We start from the raw sequence: 19,021 nt of genomic DNA, 5'->3' as shown, positions 1-19,021 counted from the left end.
GCGATTTGTAAAGAACTCTGGCTCAGGCGCTATCAGCGAGGGCCGCCCTGTGGCGCCGCATCAGGGCGGATTGCCGGTAGCCCTGATCATAGGTCACTTCGCTGCCGAGCCATGCCGGTCGTGCAAAGGCGGCATCCTCCGAGGCAAGCTCGATCTCGGCGATGAGCACGCCTGCCAGCGCGCCGTGATACTCGTCGATGGTCCAGTTCTGGCCGGCGTGCACGAGGTGGTGGCGGGTCTTGCGGAGCGGCGGCCCGTCGCAATGCTTGGACAGCATCGCCAGGGCATCTTCGCAGGGAATTGCGTATTCGAACTCGTCGCGGGACATGCCCGCCCTCGGTCCCTTCACGCTGAGCGTGGCCTGCGCGTCGCCGTAGAAGCGGACGCGCACCTTGCACCCGTCCCGCAGTGCGATCACCCCGTCGCGGAGCTCGACCCGGTGAGAGACATGATCGCGCCACGCCTCGGATGCTACCAGAAACTTGCGTTCGATTTCCCGTGGCATGGGCAACCCGCGTTTGCAGTTCGGGGGAGTGTCGCCGGGGGTGGGGCGAAAGGCAAGGCGGCAAATTGCACGCTGCGCCAACGCCCTTGGAACACCGGGCCGCTGCCATGATTGTCGGCGGCAGGCCGCGTGATTGCCCGCTCAGGTGGCAGAGGGGCGGCGACTAGCGCCCCTCCCCTTGGTGCGGCGCCTGTTCAGGCGGGAATTCGCAGAACCTGGCCGGGATAGATTTTGTCCGGGTCGCTGAGCATCGGTTTGTTCGCCTCGAAAATCTCGTTGAAGCGCGCGCCGTCGCCCAGTGTTGCCTCGGCGATCTTCCAGAGGTTCTCTCCTTCCTCGACGGTATGGAAGACCGGGGCGGGCCCCTCGGCCTCGTCCTCCACCGCCGCCACACCCTCGATGTTGCCGACCGCGAGGATCATCTTCTCGCGGGTTTCCTGGTCCTTGGGCTGGCCCTTGATCGTCACCTTGGAGCTTTCGGGGTCGACCTCGATGTCAACGCCCGTCTTGTCGAGCCCCAGCGAGTCGAGCTCGCCTTCGAGCTCGGCCTTGGCCGGCGTCGGCTCTGTGCCGAGCTTCTTGCCCTTGCCCTTCAGGAAGCTGAAAAGTCCCATGGCGAAATCTCCCTTGAAATGCGGTCGCTGCAATGGGCGCAGTGTTGCGCAGCACGGCGCGTCCAGCCACCGGAAAAAATCGCGGTGGCGGGAGTTGGCCTGAACGGGAGACCTGAACCGGAGACAAGAGCGGGCCCGACCGGACGCGGGGTTACTGGAACAGCGCCAGAATGCCCTGCGGTTGCGCGTTCGCGATCGACAGCGCCTGCGTGGCCAGCTGCTGCTGGATCTGCAGGGCCTGAAGCCGCGCGGCCTCTTCCTCCATATTGGCATCCACCATCGCGCCGACCCCGGTCTTGAGGTTGTCGACCAAGGCCGAAAGGAATTCCTGCTGCTGCTCGATGCCCTTTTCGACGACACCGAGCCGGGTGTTCGCCGAGATCGCCTCGGCCTGCAGCCCGTCGGCGGCGCTCAGCACGTTCTGCAGGAAGGTCGGGCCGGTGCTGGCGGTGGCGTTGGCCTCGAAATTCAGGGCAATCGCCTCGAAGCCCATCATCAACCGGGTCAGATCGACCGACTCGAAGCTCGAGTTGGTGGTCGACAGTCCGCCACCGCGGCGGGTGATCCCAGTGACGACGGTCTGCTGCGCGCTGACCGTGGAGGAGGTGGTGAGCACCCCCAGCGCGGTCACCGCCGCCGTGCCCGAGGTCGCGCCGGCGGCGTTCACCAGGTCGGTGCCGTTGAAGGTCGCCTGCGCGATGATGTCGCGCATCTGCGAAACCAGGCCCTCGAGGTCGCCGGCAATGTCGGCCATGCCGCCCTCGGCCCCCTGGGCGAAGGCGAGCCGATCGACGAATTCCCCGGCAAGGTCCTGAAAGCTTTCTGCGCCGAGCCGGGCGGTGGAAATCCCGTTGCGCGTCAAGGTGAGCCCCTCGCTGATCGACGCGTATACTGACGCATCGCTGCTCATGCTCTCCGAGATGGCGTAGTAGGCAGCGTTGTCCTTGCCGGATTGGACCTTGAGGCCGGTGGAAATGCGATTCTGCGTTGTGTCCAGGTCCCTGCCGACCTGTCTGAGCGTCTGCAGGGCCGCCATTGATGAGGCGTTGGTGCGTACCGAGGTCATAATTACTGCTCCAAACTTCAACGAAGTCGGGCCGCCGTTCTGGCGCCTGACCCCGGGGCGCGATACTCGTGCACCCGGAGACTATATTGGGTCTTATTCTTAATTCAGGGTTAATTGCCGTATATTTTTTATAAAGTCAATTTGGCGACACTTCGCGATTTATATATGTGTCTCCTGCCTTACAGTTATTGGCGAGAGCGTCGGAAATAGAATTCGGCATATGGTTGCAGACACATCCTCTGCGCTATTGCCACCTTTTGGTGGCATGCAGCAGGGTCGGGATCGCTGCCAGATCTCTCGGTCGACCGGATCTGGCTGGAAGCGCGCTCTTGGGGGTCTTCAAGACGCAGTTTGAGCAGGTGGATCGGCGCCGCAGCCCTCCGGGAGTGTACGGCCTATCCCTTCGGCGAGGTGACTGCCCATCAGACGCGGTGTGCCATCCCTGCGCGGGCCTGGAGGCGCCAGGGGTGTCTGAGGTAGTTTCGTTTCAGGCCACGGAGATCACGGGATGTCCGGCAAGGCAGGGAAGAGGAGAAAGAACATGGTCCAAGGACTCCTGAAACTGGCTGGATACCGGGTCGAATATGTCTGCGATTGGGGCGTCTATGAGCGTCGCTACGGAGATATGGAGTACTACGTCAATCTCCCGATCAACCCAGAGATGAAGATTGCTCCGCCCTGGGCTGAAAAGAGAATCGTTCGCCACGGCTGAATTCCCCGCATTGGCCTGTGTCAATTACCCGACATATCTCGCACAATTGCCGCCCGGATCTCCCAGGATCCGGGCGGCGTTTCATTTGGAGGGCCGCTCGAGCGGCGCGGCGATCATACCGTCGCGCGCGCCTGAAAACCGGTTGCCAACAGGGCTGCACCATTCCCGTCTGAGGCCGAGGCTGAGTTTTGGCGAAGCGAGCCACCTTGAGGTGCAGACCGATGACACGTGGCCCGGGAGAAACCGCGTCATCATGCGCGCAGGGTGATGGCGACCGGGCGTGGATGACGATGCTCAGAGCGACGGGTTGATCCTGCATATCGGCAGCCTGCTGGCGATCGAGCCCTTTCTGATCCGCGTGGGCTCCGGTGTGGAAGCGCCGGCGCTGGGGCTCGCACTCGCACTCGATCTGGTGCTCGTTCGGGCGCGGGTGGTTCAGCCGGTGCAGGCTCCGTCTCTTTCGCCCTGCTCGGTGGCTCTTATCGCTGAGGCGAGAGAGGGCGTGCCCTCGCCCGACAGATTGCCGGGTCAGGGCTCCGCGCCAGCGCCGGCGATCGATGGCAGGCTGCCGCAGGCGGCGGCGTCGCCGCCGCAGCAATCCTCGAGCAGGAAGCGGACCAGCGCATCCACCGAGCCGAAGTTCGGCGCGTAGAGGATTTCCTTCTGCCGCCGCGTCGCGCTGACCAACCCCGCCCGTTTCAGCACCGCCAGATGCCCTGAGAGGGTCGAGGGCTTTGCGTCGAGCCGGCGGGCGATCTCCAGAGCCGGGACGCCGCCCGGTCCCTCGCGCACCAGAAGTCGGAACACCGCGAGGCGGGTTTCGTGTGCAAGCGCCGAAAAAGCGTCGATGGCGTCATCCTGTTTCATATTTCGTCAATGCCCGAAATGACGAAGCTTGACAAGCTGCCGCGTCCGCCGCTACGCCGGGATCAATTCGGAAGTTTCCGAAATGACTGATTGGCCCTTGCCCCGGAGACCGTCACGCGATGCACGAGACCCTTGCCCCGACCCAAGGCCCGATGGGCCGTTTCGAACGCCTTCTGACCCTCTGGGTGGCGCTGGCCATGGTGGGCGGTATCATCCTCGGGTTGCTCGCGCCGGGGTTGATGCAGGCCATCGCCGCGGCGGAGGTTGCCTCGATCAATCTCGTGGTCGCTGTGCTGATCTGGGCGATGGTCTACCCGATGATGGTGGGCGTCGACTTCGGCGCCGTCGCCGGGGTCGCGCGCCAACCCAAGGGGCTTCTGGTGACGCTGGCGGTGAACTGGCTGGTCAAACCCTTCACCATGGCACTGCTGGCGGTGCTCTTCTTCGAGCATGTGTTCGCGCCGTGGATCGCCCCTGAAGACGCCACGCAATACGTCGCGGGGCTGATCCTGCTGGGCGCGGCACCCTGCACCGCGATGGTCTTTGTCTGGTCGCAGCTCACCCGGGGCGATGCCACCTATACGCTGGTGCAGGTCTCGGTGAACGACCTGATCATGGTTTTCGCCTTTGCCCCCATCGTCGCCTTCCTGCTCGGGGTAACCGAGATTGCGGTGCCGTGGAGCACGCTTGTGCTGGCGACGGTGCTCTACGTGCTGCTGCCTCTCTTGGCGGGCCTCGCGACGCGGCGGATGCTGGGCTCGCAGGAGGCGATTGACGCCTTCACAGCGAAGATCAAGCCGCTGTCGATGGCCGGGCTCATCGCCACGGTCGCCATTCTCTTCGGGCTGCAGGGCGAGGTGATCCTCGCCAAGCCGCTGGTGATCGCTTTGATCGCCGTGCCGATCCTGATCCAGAGCTACGGCATCTTCGCGCTGGCCTATGGCGCGGCCTACCTGCTGAAGGTGCCGCATCGCATCGCCGCGCCCTGCGCGATGATCGGCACCTCGAATTTCTTCGAGCTGGCGGTGGCGGTGGCGATCAGCCTCTTCGGCCTCAACTCCGGCGCGGCGCTGGCCACGGTGGTGGGTGTTCTCGTCGAGGTGCCGGTGATGCTCTCGCTGGTGGCCTTCGCCAACCGCACCCGCGCGCGTTTCCCGAACGCGCAATGACGATGACTAAGGAACCAGACATGGCCGACACGCCCAATATTTCCGAAGAGTGCTTCCGTCCGATTGATCCGGCGGCGCTGTTCCCTGCGACGCGCAGCACGCATAAGCCGCGCATCCTCATCCTCTACGGCTCGCTGCGCGAGCGCAGCTTCTCGCGTTTCGCGGCGGAAGAGGCGGGGCGGCTTCTGGAGACATTCGGGGCCGAGGTGCGCATCTACGACCCGCACGGCCTGCCGCAGACCGACACCACCGGGCCGGATCATCCCAAGGTCGCCGAACTGCGCGACCTCGTGAGCTGGTGCGAGGGCATGGTCTGGTCCTCGCCCGAGCGGCACGGCTCGATGACTTCCATAATGAAGAGCCAGATCGACTGGATCCCGCTCTCTCTTGGCTCGGTGCGCCCGACGCAAGGCAAGACGCTGGCGGTGATGCAGGTCTGCGGCGGCTCGCAATCGTTCAACACCGTCAACCAGTTGCGCATCCTCGGGCGCTGGATGCGGCTGCTGACCATCCCGAACCAGTCTTCGGTCGCCAAGGCCTGGGACGAGTTCGACGAGGCCGGGCGGATGAAGCCATCACCCTACTACAACCGCATCGTCGATGTGATGGAGGAGCTGGTGAAGTTCACCCTGCTGACGCGCGACATCAAAGATCACCTCGTCGATCGCTACTCGGAGCGGGTGGAGAGCCACGCCGAACTGTCGAAGCGGATGAGCCAGGCCAAAGCGGCTGCTTCCGAATGACCGCCCTGACGGGGCAGGCGGGCGCGTGATGCCGCTGCTGGGCGGGCTGGCCCGCGTCGGCAGCCGCATCGACCGGGCCTGGCAGATGGTTGGCCTCGATCCGCATCGCTATGCGCAGCGGCAGCCGGAGCGGGCGGAACGGCTGGCGGTCTGGCTGCTGGGTGTCGGAGCCACCGTGGGCTACGGCGCGCTCTACTACATCTTCGCCGCCCTTCTTCTGACGTGGGAGGAGGTTCAGCCATGGGGTCCGGAGGTGGACAAGGGCTGGCTGACGCTGGCCTTCATGTGCGCGACGCTGACCGGGGCCGGTGTCTCGCCCCTCGCCGGGCGCTTGGTGGACCGGGGCCGGGGGCGCTGGCTGCTGAGCGGAGGCATGGCGTTGGGGGCGCTGTCGCTCCTGCTGCTTGCCTCGGCGCAGAGCTACTGGGTGTTTCTGATCGCCTGGCTCGGTCTCGGGATCGCCGAGGGCTGCTGCCTCTACGAGCCGTGCTTCTCTTTCGTCACCCGCACGACGCATGAGCGCGCGCGTGTCAATATCACCCGCATCACGTTGGTGGCGGGCTTTGCCTCGACGCTGGCCTATCCTGCGGGGGCGTTCCTGTCCGAAGCGCTCGGCTGGCGCGGGGCGGTGCTGTGTTTCGCCGGTGCCGTGGCCCTGATCGGGCTGCCCGCCATGTTCGCCGGCGCGACGATGCTGGAATGCTGCCCCGAGGACAGCCATACGCCCGAGCACCGCGCCGGGGACCGCGCGGCCTTTGTTGCGGCACGTGCGCGCCCCGAGTTCTGGCTGATCCTGATCGCCTTCTCGCTGATCGGCCTCGCCTACGGGCTGGTGCTGACCCATATCATGCCGATCCTGACGGACCGCGGTCTGGGTCTCGGGCAGGCGGTGCTGGCAGCTTCGATGTTCGGACCGATGCAGGTGCTGGGGCGGCTGGCGATGATGCTGGCCGGGCACCGGGCCTCGGGGATGCGCGTGGCGGTGGGCGCCTTTGCGGGGATCGCCTGCGCGATTGCCGTGTTGCTCGTCGTGGTGCCGATGGCGCCCGGGGCGGTCTTCGGCTTCGCGCTGCTCTTCGGGGCGAGTTTCGGGCTGGTCAGCATCCTTAAGCCGGTGGTCATGGCCGAGGTGCTGGGCCGCCGCTCCTTTGGCATGATCGCGGGCTTCATGGCCGTGCCGTTTCTGATCGTCGCCTCGCTCTCGCCGCAGGCGGGCGCGCTGCTGTGGCGGATCGGGGGCTACGATCTCGCCCTCTGCGTGGCGCTTGCGGCGGCCTGCCTTGCCTTCGGCGTGCTGCTGGCCCTCGCTGTCAGGCTGCGGCGTCCCGGCTGAGCGGCGGCTTCACGTCGGTTTGTCTTCTGGCCGCGGGTCCCACCAGAACACCGCGCGCACCACGCCGTGGTCCGAGCTGGCAGGGTTGCCATCCTCGAGGTGATCGTTCCAGATCCGCATCTGCTGGAAGCTCCATTTGCGGTTGTCGGAATGGTCGTAGAACTGTTCCGAAACGAGGACGTGATCGAGCACCTCGCGCTCGCCGTTGTATTCATGCGTGTGTTCGCCGGCCCCGATGAGCCGGTAGCTCTGCAGTCGGCTGGCGGCATAGAGCCCTCTGTCAGATCTGGCGCCGGAGGCGCTGGCCTCAAACAGCTTGAAGCTCGGCTGTTCGGTGATGATGGCCAGCGTATTGCTGGACGCCCCGTCGTTGAGATCGCCGAGTAGCACCACCGGCCTGTCATTGTCGCGCAGGGCGTCCCCGAGAATGTCGCGCAGCGCGGCAGCCTCGGCGGTTCGGCGGATGGTGGAGAGTGCCGCACCCAGGGCCGTCGCATTGTTCCTGATCGCAGGGACCGCCCATTCCTCGGCGTCCAGCCGTGTGGGCAATTTCGACTTGAGGTGCGAGGCAAAGACGGTGATCGCCGGGACCTTGGGCTTGTCGGCGTTGACGATGTCCAGTGCGATGACCGTGCGCGAGAATTTCTCGATCTCCACCTCGATTTCATTGTCTTCCGGGTCACGCTTGCCGCCGCGCTTCTTGAGAAGGAAGCCGGGACCGAATTGCTTGTGCAGGCTTTTCGAGGCCGCGGTCCAGGGTTTGCGCACCGCCACGGCAACGGCGATGTCGTACCAGGTGATGCCGGGCTCCTTTATGAAGTGCAGATCATAGTTGAAGACCTTACCCGAAGGTCCGGTGAGCCCTGCCACCCTTTCGAAGAGATCATGCAGTGCCTGCGGATGCCAGAGTTCCTGGAACGCGATGACATCCGCGTCGAGTTCGAGCAGCATGCGCGCAGACCATGCGATCTTGGCGTCGTATTCGGCCTGTGTGTAGGTGGCCTTTCGGAAGGGCTCGCCGGGCAATTGAAGATTATAGAGATTGAATGTCGCAAATGTGATATTGCGGGAATTTCGCGAGCTGGCCATGGCTTCCTCCTGCTTGAATGATTTGCGAGACGCCCAAACGTGCGCGTCCGTGATGGAATTTGATCGAATTTTACAATGTTGGCCTTGCAATGGTCGATGCTTTGAAGAAGTAAAAATCTGTGGAAAGATTTTAGGAACTTTTGGCGTCAGCAATCAGGATTTGTACGGGAGTCGCCTTCAGGCGTTCACTTAACCGGACCTATTTCAAAAACGGTTTAGCGGTGCTCGGGGCCCTGTATCGGAGTCGCAAAGATGAATGATCCCGGGCCAAGGTGCGGGTGCCCCGGCGAAGCTGTGCAAGCCCAAGTATAACAGAAATTTAAGCATTCGACGGGAAGTTTCTTGCGAATGACAGAGCCCCCTGCAGATCGAGACGAGCCCGGCAAAACGCAACGCATGGCCACCAATAGACCGGCCCTTTCCCGCGCATTTATTCCGAGGTCGTGCCGGGTAACTTGATTAGGTAAGAAATCAGGATTATATTCGTGACAGTGAAAGCGGAGACGAAGAATGATTGATAAAATTGACTTGTATGACATGAATGAGAAAGAGCTCACCGAGTTGAGCAAGCGTGTCTCCAAGGCATTGGCAGACTACGATGCGCGCCAGAAAACCAAGGCGCGTGCCGCGGCTGAAGCCCTCGCCAAAGAGCACGGCTACTCTCTCTCGGAATTGCTCGAGGCGACGGGAAAGAAGGGTACCAAGGGCGCGCCGAAGTACGCGCATCCGGAAAACCCCTCCCAAACCTGGACGGGCCGCGGTCGCAAACCGAAATGGGTCGAAGCCCATCTTTCGTCCGGCGGCGATCTGGACGAGCTGGCAATCGCGTCCTGAACCATGACGGCGACAGACGTCCGTGCGAGCTGCGAGCGCCGGGTTTCTCTTCGCCGAAGCGCGACCAAAAGACCATACCGCAAACCCATGACGGGCCCGGGGGCGACTTCGGGCTCGATTTGCATCCTCGGCCCCGCCGCGGAAGCTGAATTCCCGACCGCCGCCCATGCGATAGGATTGCGACAGAGGCCGCGTGCCGGCACGAGGCCTCTCCGCCGGCGCCTTTCGGACCTCTGTGCCGTGAGAGGGGGGCTCCTCGAGTTTTCAAGCATTTTCCGCGGTGTCGTTCGTGGAAGCCGGCACTTTTCCCTAAGCGCTTGGCATTTGGGCCGCCGATGGCCGAAACGTCCACGAGTCGGCCGCTCGAGATCCTCGACTGGAGTGGCGCCGGTCGGTTCGGAGACGTCCCGGATTTTGCGGCCCATGCCTACGCGTTGGCGCTGCTGACCGGCTTTCGGGGCTTGTGCTTGATACTCGTCGGACCCGCCCTGCGCCTCAAAATAAGGCTCGATGCACCGGGGGGATCAAGCTGAACTGTGCCAGCTCTCCGTGCTTGAACCTTGAGCATGGTGAAATTGCGGAGTTTTGATTGCGGCGCAGCTGGGCTGGGCCGAAATGCGCGGGGTCATCTATCCCGGGGCCGCAAAGCTGTTGGACCTGAGCAGCTCCGAGTAAAATAGGGGACCGAATGGACAGCCTGTTGTCTGTTCTCAGCGGATCGCGCCTTTATCCCTCCCATGGTAGGGGCGGCACTCCAAATGCCGATAGAGCCGGACGCTAAGTCGGAAACGCCACCACTTGATCTGTCGTTGGGCGGCGGTGTCGGATGGTTCGGGCGTTCATGTCGTGCAGGCGGAGCTTCTCCGTTTACCACTTCGCGCCGCTCTAGGTGTCGCTATCGAAGGCGTGATCATCGGCCCGGGAGTCCTTCCGAAAGGCGATCTGTGGAAGATGGCTGTAGCTACTCAAGTGCGCGGCGCGTAGCCGATGAGAATGAGGACGCTTCATTTTTCAGGAAGCCCCTGATCTTTGTCGCGCGGCGTTTGACACGACTGGCATTCCAATTCTCGCCGCTGCGGCTCTCCTGTACATTCTTCTGACGGAACCAAGGGACGCGGTGAGTTCGGTGCCGAACATTGCGGCAGGGTTGGCCTGTCTCAATGCCTTGGCCCGCTTTCCGGGATTTGTCATCGGGGAGTGGCCCCTGCCTTCGCGAAAAGTTCGCCTATGCGCGCCAAACCCGCGCCTGAATGGACCGCAGGCACAATGAATTGCTTCGGTCGCACTCGGATATCGAGCCGTTGCGGAATGAGTTCCACGAGCTTCGGCGAGGCATTCTTGTCCTGAAATACCGGCTGTATGACGCCAGTGACCGGCTGGACGACATCTCCCGCGCACGTGAAAACCTCGCCTTCAGGCCGAATTCCCGGCGAGAGCGAAAAGTCCCCGCCCGCCACGATCCCCCGCGGCGGGCGGGGCGGTGTCACTTGGCCATGATCGAGGCGGGAACAGTGCCGTCGGCCAGCCAGGCCTCGAGCGGACCCATCGGGTCAAGCGAGGACCAGTTCACCCCGTCCGGGCCCGGCAGGATGCCGCAATGGTCGAGGCCGGGGATCATGAACAGCTTGACGGTCTCGTTGAGCGCCGCCTCACCGCCGGCCGCCTCGGCCGCCTGCTCGTACCATTCGACGGTCTTGTAGGGCGTCACGATGGAATCCGCCCAGCCGTGGTAGACGATCATCTTTCCGCCCGCCGCACGGAATGCCGAGAGGTCCGGGCTGTCGCCGTTGTAGACCGAGACGGCGGTCGCCATGCGCGCCGGGTCCGCCTCGAAATCGAAGGAGAGTGGCGAGTAGTCGGTGCCAGGGTCTTCGGCAAAGGCCATGTGGCGGGTGAAACCATTCGCGAAGCCCGAGACCAGCTTGCCGGCGCCCTCGGCATTGCCGGTCAGCCAGAGCCACCAGAAGGGCTCGGAGCCCTCGGGGATGCCGCCCGGGTAGAGCTGCTCGCCCGCCGCATTGCGCGGCCCTTCGCGCCATTTCACCAGCGTGTCGAGCTGTTCGTCGGTCAGCTCGAGGCTGGAGTAGTCGACCTTGCAGGCGCGCGGGTCGGCGATCACCCCGTCTTCGGCACCATCGGTGCCGTCGCATTGTTCCAGCACCGCCGCACCGATCTTGGCGGCCTCGTCAGGCCCGAGGATCTGGCTGCCGTCTTCGGCGGTATTGGCCTGCAAAACCCAGGACATGGCGGTGCCCACGAGGCCGGTGTAATCCATCGCCGGGGCGCCCGAGATGATGCCATCGAACATCTCGGGGTAGCGCTGCGCCGCGACATGGGCCATCCGCCCGCCGGTCGAGCAGCCCTGGAAGATCGCGCCGCTCGAGGCGGTGCCGTAGAAGGCGTCGATCATCACCTGCGCCACGCGGTTGGTCTCGCCGATCGATCGCCAGCCCCAGTCGCGCTCGGCGTCGGGGTTGTCCTGTGCCCAGGTCGCTTCGGTGACCGACAGCCCGTGGTGGCCGCTGTCCGAGGTCGCCGTGGCATATCCGCGTTCGAGGCCGGGCCGCATGGCGTTGACCCAGGACTGGCCGCTGTCGGCACGCCCCAGGATGCCGCAGAAGCCACCACAGCCGGCCTGATAGAATTTGCCGTTCCAGCCAGAAAGCGGCAGGCGGACCTCGATGGAAATGGCCGGCAGCGCGGTGGCCCGCACCTCGCAATATTGCGGCAGCCCCTCGGGGCTCAGCACCCGGGCCGAGGTGACATAGCCCCCGTCGAAGACCGTGTCGCGCAGGGCGCTGCAGTCCTCCGGGGTCTGGTCTGCGTAGGCGTAGGACGCGCTCGCCAGAAGCGCCAACGTCGCGGCGGTGAACTTCATGGATTTCCTCCCATTTTCTCCCCTGAGGAGAATTGCTGTGAGGCGTGATCATCTCAAGGTTTTTGTCAGCTGACGCAGCGTCCTGCCGTTGGGGCACATGGTCTTGCCTGAAATCCGCCCGGCGGGCAGTCTTGCGGCAGACCCCGGAGGCGGCCTCATGCAAGAGCCAGATACGGAACCCCGCGCGCTGCCCGGCAGCCTGCTGCTGGCGGCGCTTTCCGAGCACGACCGGCAAGACTTCGTGCAGGGCGGTCTTCGCCGTGACTATGCGGCCGGCCAGGGCATCTTCCTGCGTGGCGATCCGGCGGACGCGCTCTTGGTGATCGAAAGCGGCCGGGTCGAGATCAGCGTTTGTTCGCGGTCCGGGCGCAAGTCGGTGATCGGCTATCTGTCCGACGGCGAGCTGCTCGGCGAGATCGCCCTTCTCGACGGCGGGCTGCGGAGTGCCGATGCGGTGCCAGTAGCGAGACCGGCCTGAGAGTGCTGCCGCGCGGACAGGTGCTCCGCTTTCTCCAGGAGCGGCCGGAGGCAATGATGGCGTTGATCGGCGAGCTGTGCCGCCGCCCGCGTGACGGGCTCAGCCTCTTCGAGCTCCGCGCCCAGCACAAGGCCGGAGTGCGGCTGGCCGCCTGTCTGCTGCGCCTTGCCGAGAAATTCGGCCGGACGGGGGAGGGCGGCGCGGCGGATACGGCGCTCGGGACGCTGACCCTGCGCGACATGGAGGATCACGGCGGGCGGGTCGAGGTGCTGCGGCTGGTCGGTGCAGACGGTTGGACCGATTGCGCCCTCGCCGCGGCCTACGATGCCGGGACCTTCGACGACACCGCGGTCGGTCTGGCCGATGACTGGATCATCGACAGCGGCGCGCGGTGGGAGCTGGACCAGCGCACAGGCGATGCGATGGCGGTCTGGGCGGACACGCTGCGGGGAGTCCCGGGTGAGCGCGGCGCCGCAGGCGGACTGACCGAGCGCCTGGCCGCGGCGGCGGAGCTGATGGGCAGCCTGCTCTCCGGGTCCGACCGGTCCGATGTACTTCCGACCTGAGCCTGGGGGGCTCTCTTGCCGGGCCCGCCCTGTCGGCGGGCAAATTTTCTTGAGCGGCATTCTGCGCGTCTAGCGGAGCAGCCCGGCGGCGCGGGCGCTCGGTACAATGCTCTCGGGATCCCCGTCCAATGCGGCAGCGAACTCCGGCTCCAGCCGGTCGAGCGCGAAGGGCATCGACAGTACGCTGCCGAAGGACATCGCCCCGGCCAGCAGCTCGTCGCAGAACACCTCGCGCCCCTCGGCACAGGCCCTGAGCGTCCGGCGCATGGCCAGCCCGGCGATGTCCGCGGCGCGCTCCTCCGAGGAGATCCAGACCAGAAGGTCCGCGTCAATGGGCGACAGGTCCTCGGGTGACAGCGAGGTGTAGAAGCCGTCGATCACCTGCATCTCGCTCAGCCGCTCCGGCGGCGTGAACCCCAGCTCGGCAAGGAAGCGTGCGCGCGTGTCGCCGCCCATGAAGGCACCGGTCTGGCCGCCGTCGTGCCAGGCGCAGACGGCGCTTTGCCCCTGCCAGCCGGGATGCGCGGTCCGGAAGGCCGCGAACCGGTTGCGGACCGCGGAGATCAGCGTCTCGGCGCGGGCCTCGGTGCCGGTGGCGCGGGCGATCCGGCGCAGTTCCACGTCCCAGGGGCTGCCGTAGGTGGACTGGGCGGGGTCCTGCATCAGCACCGGCGCGATCCGCGACAGCAGCGCGTATTCGGCCTCGGAGATGCCCGAGCCACTGGCGACGATCAGCCCCGGAGCAAGGCTGGCGACGGTCTCGATCGAGACCTCGCCGGTCATCATCGTCGGCTGCGCCGCGCCCAGAAGATGCTGCGCCCAGGGCCAGACGCCATAGGGGTGATCGCCGTACCAATAGCGGATGCCCACCGGCAGCACGCCGAGGGCAAGAAGCGCGTCCTGGGTGTTGTAGCCCAGCGAGACCACCCGCGAGGCCGGGGCGGGAAGCACGGTCTCGCCGAAGGTGTTCTCGAAGCGCAGATCACTGCCCGCTGCGGAAAGCGTCGGGGCGGCGAGCAGGCAGGCGCTGCCGGACAGGAAGCTGCGCCGGGACAGGGCGGCGTCCGAGCTGGTCATGTTGTCTCCTTCGGCGGCTTGCGCGCGATCCGGGCCACCCCGTTCCCGGGGCAGCCCCTTGCGCGCCTTACCAGCTGTACTTCAGCGTGGCGGTCACCGTCCGGCCATCGCCGTAGTAGTCGGTGCCGTAGTAGGTGGTGGTCACATAGTCCTCGTCGAAGAGGTTGCTGACGTTGAGGTTCAGGTCGAGATCGTCGGTCAGCGCGTAGCCCACCGAGGCATCGACCAGCGTGTAGGCGTCATTCTCGACGGTGTTGGCGTCGTCGCCCCAGGTGCTGCCGACGTAGCGGATCCCGGCCCCCAGATCGATATCGCCCCGCGCCCCGGCGCCCGGGATGGTGTAGTCCGCCCAGATCGAGGCGAGATGCTCGGGCGTGCGCGCCGGCCGGTTGCCCTCGTTGCCGGTGATGCCGTCCTCGCGGATCTCGGCATCCCAGTAGGAGTAGGAGGCGAGCAGGCCGAAACGCTCGCTCACGTCCAGCTTCGCCTCGAGCTCGAGTCCGCGCACGCCGATCTCGCCGATCTGCCGATAGGTGGTCGGGCTGACGGCGGTCGAGACGTTGGTCTGGGTCAGATCGAACAGCGCCGCGGTGAAGAGCGCGTTGGTGCCCGCTGGACGGTACTTCATGCCGACCTCGTACTGGGTCCCCTCGGTCGGCTCGTCGCCAAGCCCCCAGACGTCCTGCGAGAAGCTCTCGGAGTAGTTGCCGTAGACCGCCAGCTCGGGGGTGATCTTGTAGGTCAGACCGAAACGGCCCGAGACATGCGCGTAGCTTTCCTCGGTGGAGGTGCCCGCAAGGTGGTTCTCGACGTCGAAGTCGATCCAGTCCTTGCGCAGCCCGGCGGTGGCGACCCAGCGGTCCCAGGTCAGTTCTTCCTGCAGGTAGAGCGCGCTGTTGGTCTGTTCCGGGGTCCAGTCGTAATAGGGGATCAGCGAGATGGTGCAGGCGCTGTCGCAATAGTCCGGGTCATTCACGTCGATGCCATCGACGGTGCCGAAGTAGTCGTCCTCGTCGACGCTGACGCGGCTGTATTCGACGCCGAGCAGGGTGCGGCTCTGCGCGCCACCCAACATGGTGTCGAATTGCAGCGCGGTGTCCATCGCGAACTGTTCGCTGTCGCTGTAGACCGCGAAGGCCGAGCGTGCCGCGGTCGGGTCGGTCGGATCGGCACCGTAGACCTGCTCGTAATCGAGGTCGAACAGGCTGTAGCGGGCATTGGAGCGCAGGCTCAGACCGCCGCCGAAGTCATGGCTGAACTGCAGCGCGACGCTGCGCTCGACCGAGTTCATCTCGTTGAACTCAGGCTCGCCGAGGAAGGTGTCGCGGTCGATGCCGTAGCCCGATGGGATGCCGTTGCCAGGCACGCCGTCGCGCTTGTTGTACTCGGCAAGGAAGGTGAGCGTGGTGGCCTCGGTCGGGCGCCAGGTCAGCCCGCCCTGCAGGTAGGCGCGGTCGTCGTTGGAATGGTCATAGGAGTATTCGCTGTCCTGCCACTTGCCGGTGAGCCGGTAGGTCAGCGTGCTGTCCTCGGTGAGCTTGTCGCCGATGTCGAAGCCGAGCTCGGCATGATCGGCTCCGAGGGTGCTGTAGACCTCGCCGAAGCGGTTGTCCTTGGGGGTTTTCGAGACGGCATTGACCAGCCCGCCCGGCGCGCTGAGGCCGAAGAGCGAGGAGTTGGCCCCCTTCAGCACCTCGACCCGCTCCATCCCGTAGGGCTCGCGTCGGGCGAAGGTCCAGCCGGCCCCGCGCTGGGGCAGCCCGTCGCGGTAGAGCAGGCCGAGCGCCGTCAGATCGAAGCCGCGGATCCGGAAGCCATCGTAGCGGTCGTCGCCGCCCCATTCATTGACCGAGACCCCGGCAGTATAGCCAATCACCTGCTCGAGGTTCTGCGCCCCGCGTTTGGCAATCTCGGCCGAGGTGACCACCGAGACGGAGGCGGGCGTGTCGAGGATGTCGGTGCTCGTCTTGGTGCTTGCCGTGGTCTGCTGCGCGACGGTCGTGCCGGCATCGTTGTCGGCGATGCCGAGCTGGATTGGGCGTAGCTCGTAGGGGGTCTCTTGTGCTGCTGCAGCGAGAGGCAGCAGCACGGCTGTTCCGGCGAGCAGCAGAAAGCGGGTGTTCGAGCGGGGTCGTGCGCAGCGCGGGGCTGCGCCGGTGCGGGCAGTCGGGGAAGAGGTCATCCAGCGTTACCTGTTGGTTCTTTTTGTCGGGCAGGCTGGCTGAGGAGCGGTTTGTCGCGGGGCGAGGCACGCGGAACCTTGGCATGGCTATTCCTTACTATATTAATCAGATATTTATCCTAGTGAAAGCCCCTTCTTCCCCGCAGCGCGCCGATTTTCGGGCTTACTTAGCGGCAACCTCGCGCGTTCGGGGCAGAAGCGATCCGCGACCCTGCGCTTTTGGGGGTGCAACCTCACAGGCCCGGACCGAGCCAACCCACTGTGGCATGGCCATTGTTGTACAGGCGTGCAATAAGTGGGAACCAATTCAGAGGGAGCCGATACCATGCCCGCGCACGACCCGATCCTTGGCGTCTATCTCAGTGCCACGGAGGACCTTGACCGGCTCTACGGGGACGCCCTGCGGCGCTGCGCCTCCGACGTGGTGTTGCGTCACCCGCAGGAGGTCGAGCGCCCGGAGGACGTGCGCTTCGCGATCTGCTGGCAGCCGGGCGAGGATGATTTCGCGCCCTTTCCGAACCTCGGCCTTGCCATGTCGGTCGCTGCCGGGGTCGATGCGCTGCTGGCCCATCCGGGTCTGCCCGCCTCTGCGGCCGTGGCACGGGTGCGCGATCCACATCAGGCCGAACTCATGGCGGGCTACGCGGTGCACGAGGTGCTGCATCACGAGCGCGGATTCGACGAAATGGCGCGAAACGCGGCGCAGGCGCGATGGGCGCCGGTGCGGATGCGTGCACCCGCTTCGGTGCAGGTGGCCGTGCTGGGTCATGGGACCATGGGGCGCGCCGTGGTGCGGGGACTGCGGGCCATGGGCTTTTCCATCCGCGTGGCCTGTCGCAGCTTGCCCGAAGAACAACTGGCTGGTGTGACCTATCTGACCGGCCCGGGCGCAGTGGCGCGGGCAGCCGAGGGGGCGCACCACCTCGTCAACGTGCTGCCGCTGACCACCGAGACCGAAAACGTGCTGGACGCGGCGCTTTTCGCGCGGCTCGCACCGGGGGCGTCCTTGGTACAGATCGGTCGTGGTGAGCATCTGGTCGAGGCGGATATGCTGGCGGCACTGGACAGCGGGCAGCTCAAGGCGGCGACGCTCGATGTCTTCCGCGAGGAGCCGCTGCCTGACACGCACCGCTTCTGGCGCGACGCCCGGCTGCGGCTGACCCCGCATGTGGCCAGCGACTCGCTTCCCGAGGTGGTGGCCGAGCAGGTGGTGGAGACCGCGCGGGCGCTGCGCGACGGTCAGCCCATGGCCTATGCCGTGGACCGGGCGCGCGGCTACTGACCGGGCCGGACGTGGCCGGGGCGGAGCGGGCTCAGCGTCCGCTCGGCACCCGCCCTTCGAGCCAGCGCAGCGCCAGCGTGAGGGTGCCGCTCAGGCACAGGTAGATGGCGATCAGCAGCAGCAAAGGCTCGTAGGTCAGATAGGTGGCCTGCCGCACGCGGGTGATCACCGCGTAGAGGTCGGTGACGGTGATCGTCGCCACCAGCGGCGTCGCCTTCAGCTGCAGGATGATCTCGCCGGCCAGCGTCGGCAGCGCGCGGTGCACGGCCCGCGGAAACCAGACCCGACGGAAAACCATGAGCCGCGGCATGCCGAAGGCGCGGGCCGCCTCCAGCTCGCCGCGCGGCACCCCGGCAAAGGCGCCGCGCATCACCTCGCCCTGATAGGCGGCGAAGGAGAGCGTCAGCGTCAGGAAGCCGTAGGGCCAGGCCTGCCGCAGGTAGGGCCAGAGCCAGGAGGCCCGGATTTCCGGGAACTGCGCGAAGAGCGCGCCGAGCCCGTAGTAGATCAACCAGAGCTGCAGCAGCAGCGGCGTGCCGCGGATCACCGTGCAGAAGCCGTTGGCCAGCCAGCGCAGCGGCGCCGGGCCGGTGACCTGCACCGCGCCGAGCGGCAGCGCCAGCGCAAAGCCCGCGGCGACGCTGGAGACGAGCAGCGCCAGTGTCACCAGCAGACCGTGGCCGATCTTCGGCAGGTAGCCGGGCAGCCAGCTCCAATCCATCTGGGTGACGATCGCAGCAAGGGCGGTGAGCGCGAGCCCGGCCATGACCAGTCGGTGCGGCATCAGCAACGGTGCGAGGCGTGCGCGCAGCGGCAGCGCGGGAGCAGGGCGGATCGGGGTGGCGATGTCGATATCGGGCATGTGGCGCTCCTCAGGCGGCGGCCGGCAGGCCGCGGCGCGCGCGCCGCTCGAGCCAGCGCAGGCCGAGGTTCGAAATGAGGGTGAGCGCGAGGTAGAGCAGCCCGGCGGCGATGAAGAAAAGGAAGTACTCGCGGGTCGCGGCGGCGGCCTGCTTGGTCACGAGCGTCAGCTCGGAAAAGCCGATGACGGCAAGCAGCGCGGTGTCCTTGGTGGCGATCATCCAAAGGTTGGCCATGCCGGGCAGCGCGTGCGGGGTCATTGCTGGGAGGGTCACCCGGCGCAGCACCTTGAGGGGCGACATGCCAAAGGCCTGCGCGGCCTCGATCTGTCCGGGCGGCACGGCGCGTATGGCGCCGCGGATCACCTCGGTGGCGTAGCCGCCCTGCACCAGCCCGATGACGAGGATGCCGGCGCTGAGACCGTCGATGTCGATGCCCTCGCGCCCCATGGCGCCCATCAGCTTGTTCAGCAGGTCGGTGCCCACGTAGTAGAACAGCAGCATCAGCACGAGCTCGGGCACGGCGCGGATGAGCAGCGTGTAGATCTCGGCGATGTCGCGCAGCACGCGCCCGCCGTAGAGCTTGGCGGTGGCGCCGAGCAGGCCGATGACAAGTCCGAGCAGATAGCCGCCTGCCGCCAGTTCGACCGAGCGCAGGAACCCGGCGAGAAGCGCGCCGCCCCATCCCGGTGAGGAAAGTGCGAGCAGGCTGAAATCCATTGCGTCGATCATCGTGCGGCCGTGTCCCGTGTCGTTGAAGTGTGCC

General features: G+C 65.8%; 18 protein-coding genes. 8 read left to right on the top strand and 10 right to left on the bottom strand.

Annotation, left to right across the window (positions count from 1 at the left end):
• Positions 1-22 precede the first annotated feature (22 nt).
• The 3 genes from BM397_RS17495 to BM397_RS17485 all read right to left on the bottom strand — a co-directional run bounded on the left by BM397_RS17495 (position 23) and on the right by BM397_RS17485 (position 2,185).
• Complete coding sequence (locus tag BM397_RS17495) at positions 23-505, bottom strand: CYTH domain-containing protein (RefSeq protein WP_092427232.1); 483 nt, start codon at positions 503-505, stop codon at positions 23-25.
• Positions 506-699: 194 nt separating this feature from the next.
• Complete coding sequence (gene lysM / locus BM397_RS17490; RefSeq protein ID WP_092427229.1) at positions 700-1,119, bottom strand: peptidoglycan-binding protein LysM; 420 nt, start codon at positions 1,117-1,119, stop codon at positions 700-702.
• Positions 1,120-1,270: 151 nt separating this feature from the next.
• Positions 1,271-2,185, bottom strand: a complete 915-nt coding sequence (locus BM397_RS17485; protein ID WP_092427225.1) for a flagellin N-terminal helical domain-containing protein — start codon at positions 2,183-2,185, stop codon at positions 1,271-1,273.
• A 541-nt stretch (positions 2,186-2,726) separates the two neighbouring features.
• Between BM397_RS17485 and BM397_RS29365 the strand changes: the two genes are divergently transcribed.
• On the top strand, positions 2,727-2,897 hold the full coding sequence (locus BM397_RS29365; RefSeq protein ID WP_176806735.1) for a hypothetical protein: 171 nt from the start codon (positions 2,727-2,729) through the stop codon (positions 2,895-2,897).
• 528 nt (positions 2,898-3,425) lie between these two features.
• Here the strand turns inward: BM397_RS29365 and BM397_RS17475 are convergent.
• The gene (locus BM397_RS17475; RefSeq protein ID WP_092427219.1) at positions 3,426-3,764 is read right to left on the bottom strand and encodes an ArsR/SmtB family transcription factor; all 339 of its coding nucleotides are present in this window, start codon (positions 3,762-3,764) and stop codon (positions 3,426-3,428) included.
• A gap of 119 nt (positions 3,765-3,883) precedes the next feature.
• Between BM397_RS17475 and arsB the strand changes: the two genes are divergently transcribed.
• Genes arsB through BM397_RS17460 form a run of 3 tightly spaced genes read left to right on the top strand, consistent with a single transcriptional unit; the run spans position 3,884 to position 7,009 of the window.
• The gene (arsB, locus tag BM397_RS17470) at positions 3,884-4,933 is read left to right on the top strand and encodes an ACR3 family arsenite efflux transporter (protein ID WP_281241963.1); all 1,050 of its coding nucleotides are present in this window, start codon (positions 3,884-3,886) and stop codon (positions 4,931-4,933) included.
• A 20-nt stretch (positions 4,934-4,953) separates the two neighbouring features.
• On the top strand, positions 4,954-5,676 hold the full coding sequence (gene arsH, locus BM397_RS17465) for an arsenical resistance protein ArsH (protein ID WP_092427215.1): 723 nt from the start codon (positions 4,954-4,956) through the stop codon (positions 5,674-5,676).
• Between the two features lie 28 nt (positions 5,677-5,704).
• Positions 5,705-7,009 carry an MFS transporter gene (locus BM397_RS17460; RefSeq protein ID WP_092427212.1) on the top strand — a complete coding sequence of 435 codons (1,305 nt, stop codon included), beginning with the start codon at positions 5,705-5,707 and terminating at the stop codon, positions 7,007-7,009.
• 9 nt (positions 7,010-7,018) lie between these two features.
• On the opposite strand, the gene BM397_RS17455 is transcribed toward BM397_RS17460, so the two are convergent.
• Positions 7,019-8,098 (bottom strand): endonuclease/exonuclease/phosphatase family protein, encoded by a 1,080-nt coding sequence (locus BM397_RS17455; RefSeq protein ID WP_092427210.1) that lies wholly within the window; start codon positions 8,096-8,098, stop codon positions 7,019-7,021.
• A 510-nt stretch (positions 8,099-8,608) separates the two neighbouring features.
• On the opposite strand from BM397_RS17455, the gene BM397_RS17450 reads away from it, so the two are divergent.
• Positions 8,609-8,932: an H-NS histone family protein gene (locus tag BM397_RS17450; RefSeq protein WP_092427207.1), complete on the top strand. Its 324-nt coding sequence runs from the start codon at positions 8,609-8,611 to the stop codon at positions 8,930-8,932.
• Between the two features lie 1,483 nt (positions 8,933-10,415).
• Here the strand turns inward: BM397_RS17450 and BM397_RS17445 are convergent.
• Positions 10,416-11,810, bottom strand: a complete 1,395-nt coding sequence (locus tag BM397_RS17445) for a tannase/feruloyl esterase family alpha/beta hydrolase (protein WP_092427204.1) — start codon at positions 11,808-11,810, stop codon at positions 10,416-10,418.
• A gap of 157 nt (positions 11,811-11,967) precedes the next feature.
• Here BM397_RS17445 and BM397_RS17440 point away from each other — a divergent pair, with 157 nt between their 5' ends.
• Both BM397_RS17440 and BM397_RS17435 read left to right on the top strand, forming a co-directional pair.
• Positions 11,968-12,288 (top strand): cyclic nucleotide-binding domain-containing protein, encoded by a 321-nt coding sequence (locus BM397_RS17440; RefSeq protein ID WP_176806733.1) that lies wholly within the window; start codon positions 11,968-11,970, stop codon positions 12,286-12,288.
• Positions 12,289-12,344: 56 nt separating this feature from the next.
• Positions 12,345-12,854, top strand: coding sequence for a hypothetical protein (locus BM397_RS17435; protein ID WP_143187067.1), 510 nt, complete (start codon positions 12,345-12,347; stop codon positions 12,852-12,854).
• 69 nt (positions 12,855-12,923) lie between these two features.
• Here BM397_RS17435 and BM397_RS17430 read toward each other — a convergent pair whose 3' ends face one another.
• Both BM397_RS17430 and BM397_RS17425 read right to left on the bottom strand, forming a co-directional pair.
• Positions 12,924-13,931, bottom strand: a complete 1,008-nt coding sequence (locus BM397_RS17430; RefSeq protein WP_092427195.1) for an ABC transporter substrate-binding protein — start codon at positions 13,929-13,931, stop codon at positions 12,924-12,926.
• A gap of 67 nt (positions 13,932-13,998) precedes the next feature.
• Complete coding sequence (locus BM397_RS17425; protein WP_092427192.1) at positions 13,999-16,113, bottom strand: TonB-dependent siderophore receptor; 2,115 nt, start codon at positions 16,111-16,113, stop codon at positions 13,999-14,001.
• Between the two features lie 325 nt (positions 16,114-16,438).
• Here BM397_RS17425 and BM397_RS17420 point away from each other — a divergent pair, with 325 nt between their 5' ends.
• Entirely contained in the window at positions 16,439-17,395 is a 957-nt protein-coding gene (locus BM397_RS17420; protein ID WP_092427189.1) for an NAD(P)-dependent oxidoreductase, read from the top strand.
• A 31-nt stretch (positions 17,396-17,426) separates the two neighbouring features.
• Here the strand turns inward: BM397_RS17420 and BM397_RS17415 are convergent, their stop codons facing one another.
• Both BM397_RS17415 and BM397_RS17410 read right to left on the bottom strand, forming a co-directional pair.
• Positions 17,427-18,257, bottom strand: coding sequence for an ABC transporter permease (locus BM397_RS17415; RefSeq protein WP_092427186.1), 831 nt, complete (start codon positions 18,255-18,257; stop codon positions 17,427-17,429).
• Between the two features lie 10 nt (positions 18,258-18,267).
• Complete coding sequence (locus BM397_RS17410; protein ID WP_092427183.1) at positions 18,268-18,987, bottom strand: ABC transporter permease; 720 nt, start codon at positions 18,985-18,987, stop codon at positions 18,268-18,270.
• Between the last annotated feature and the right edge of the window lie 34 nt (positions 18,988-19,021).

Source organism: Alloyangia pacifica (assembly GCF_900116195.1).
Taxonomy (GTDB): domain Bacteria; phylum Pseudomonadota; class Alphaproteobacteria; order Rhodobacterales; family Rhodobacteraceae; genus Salipiger; species Salipiger pacificus.
This window is presented reverse-complemented; position numbering and strand designations above follow the sequence as displayed.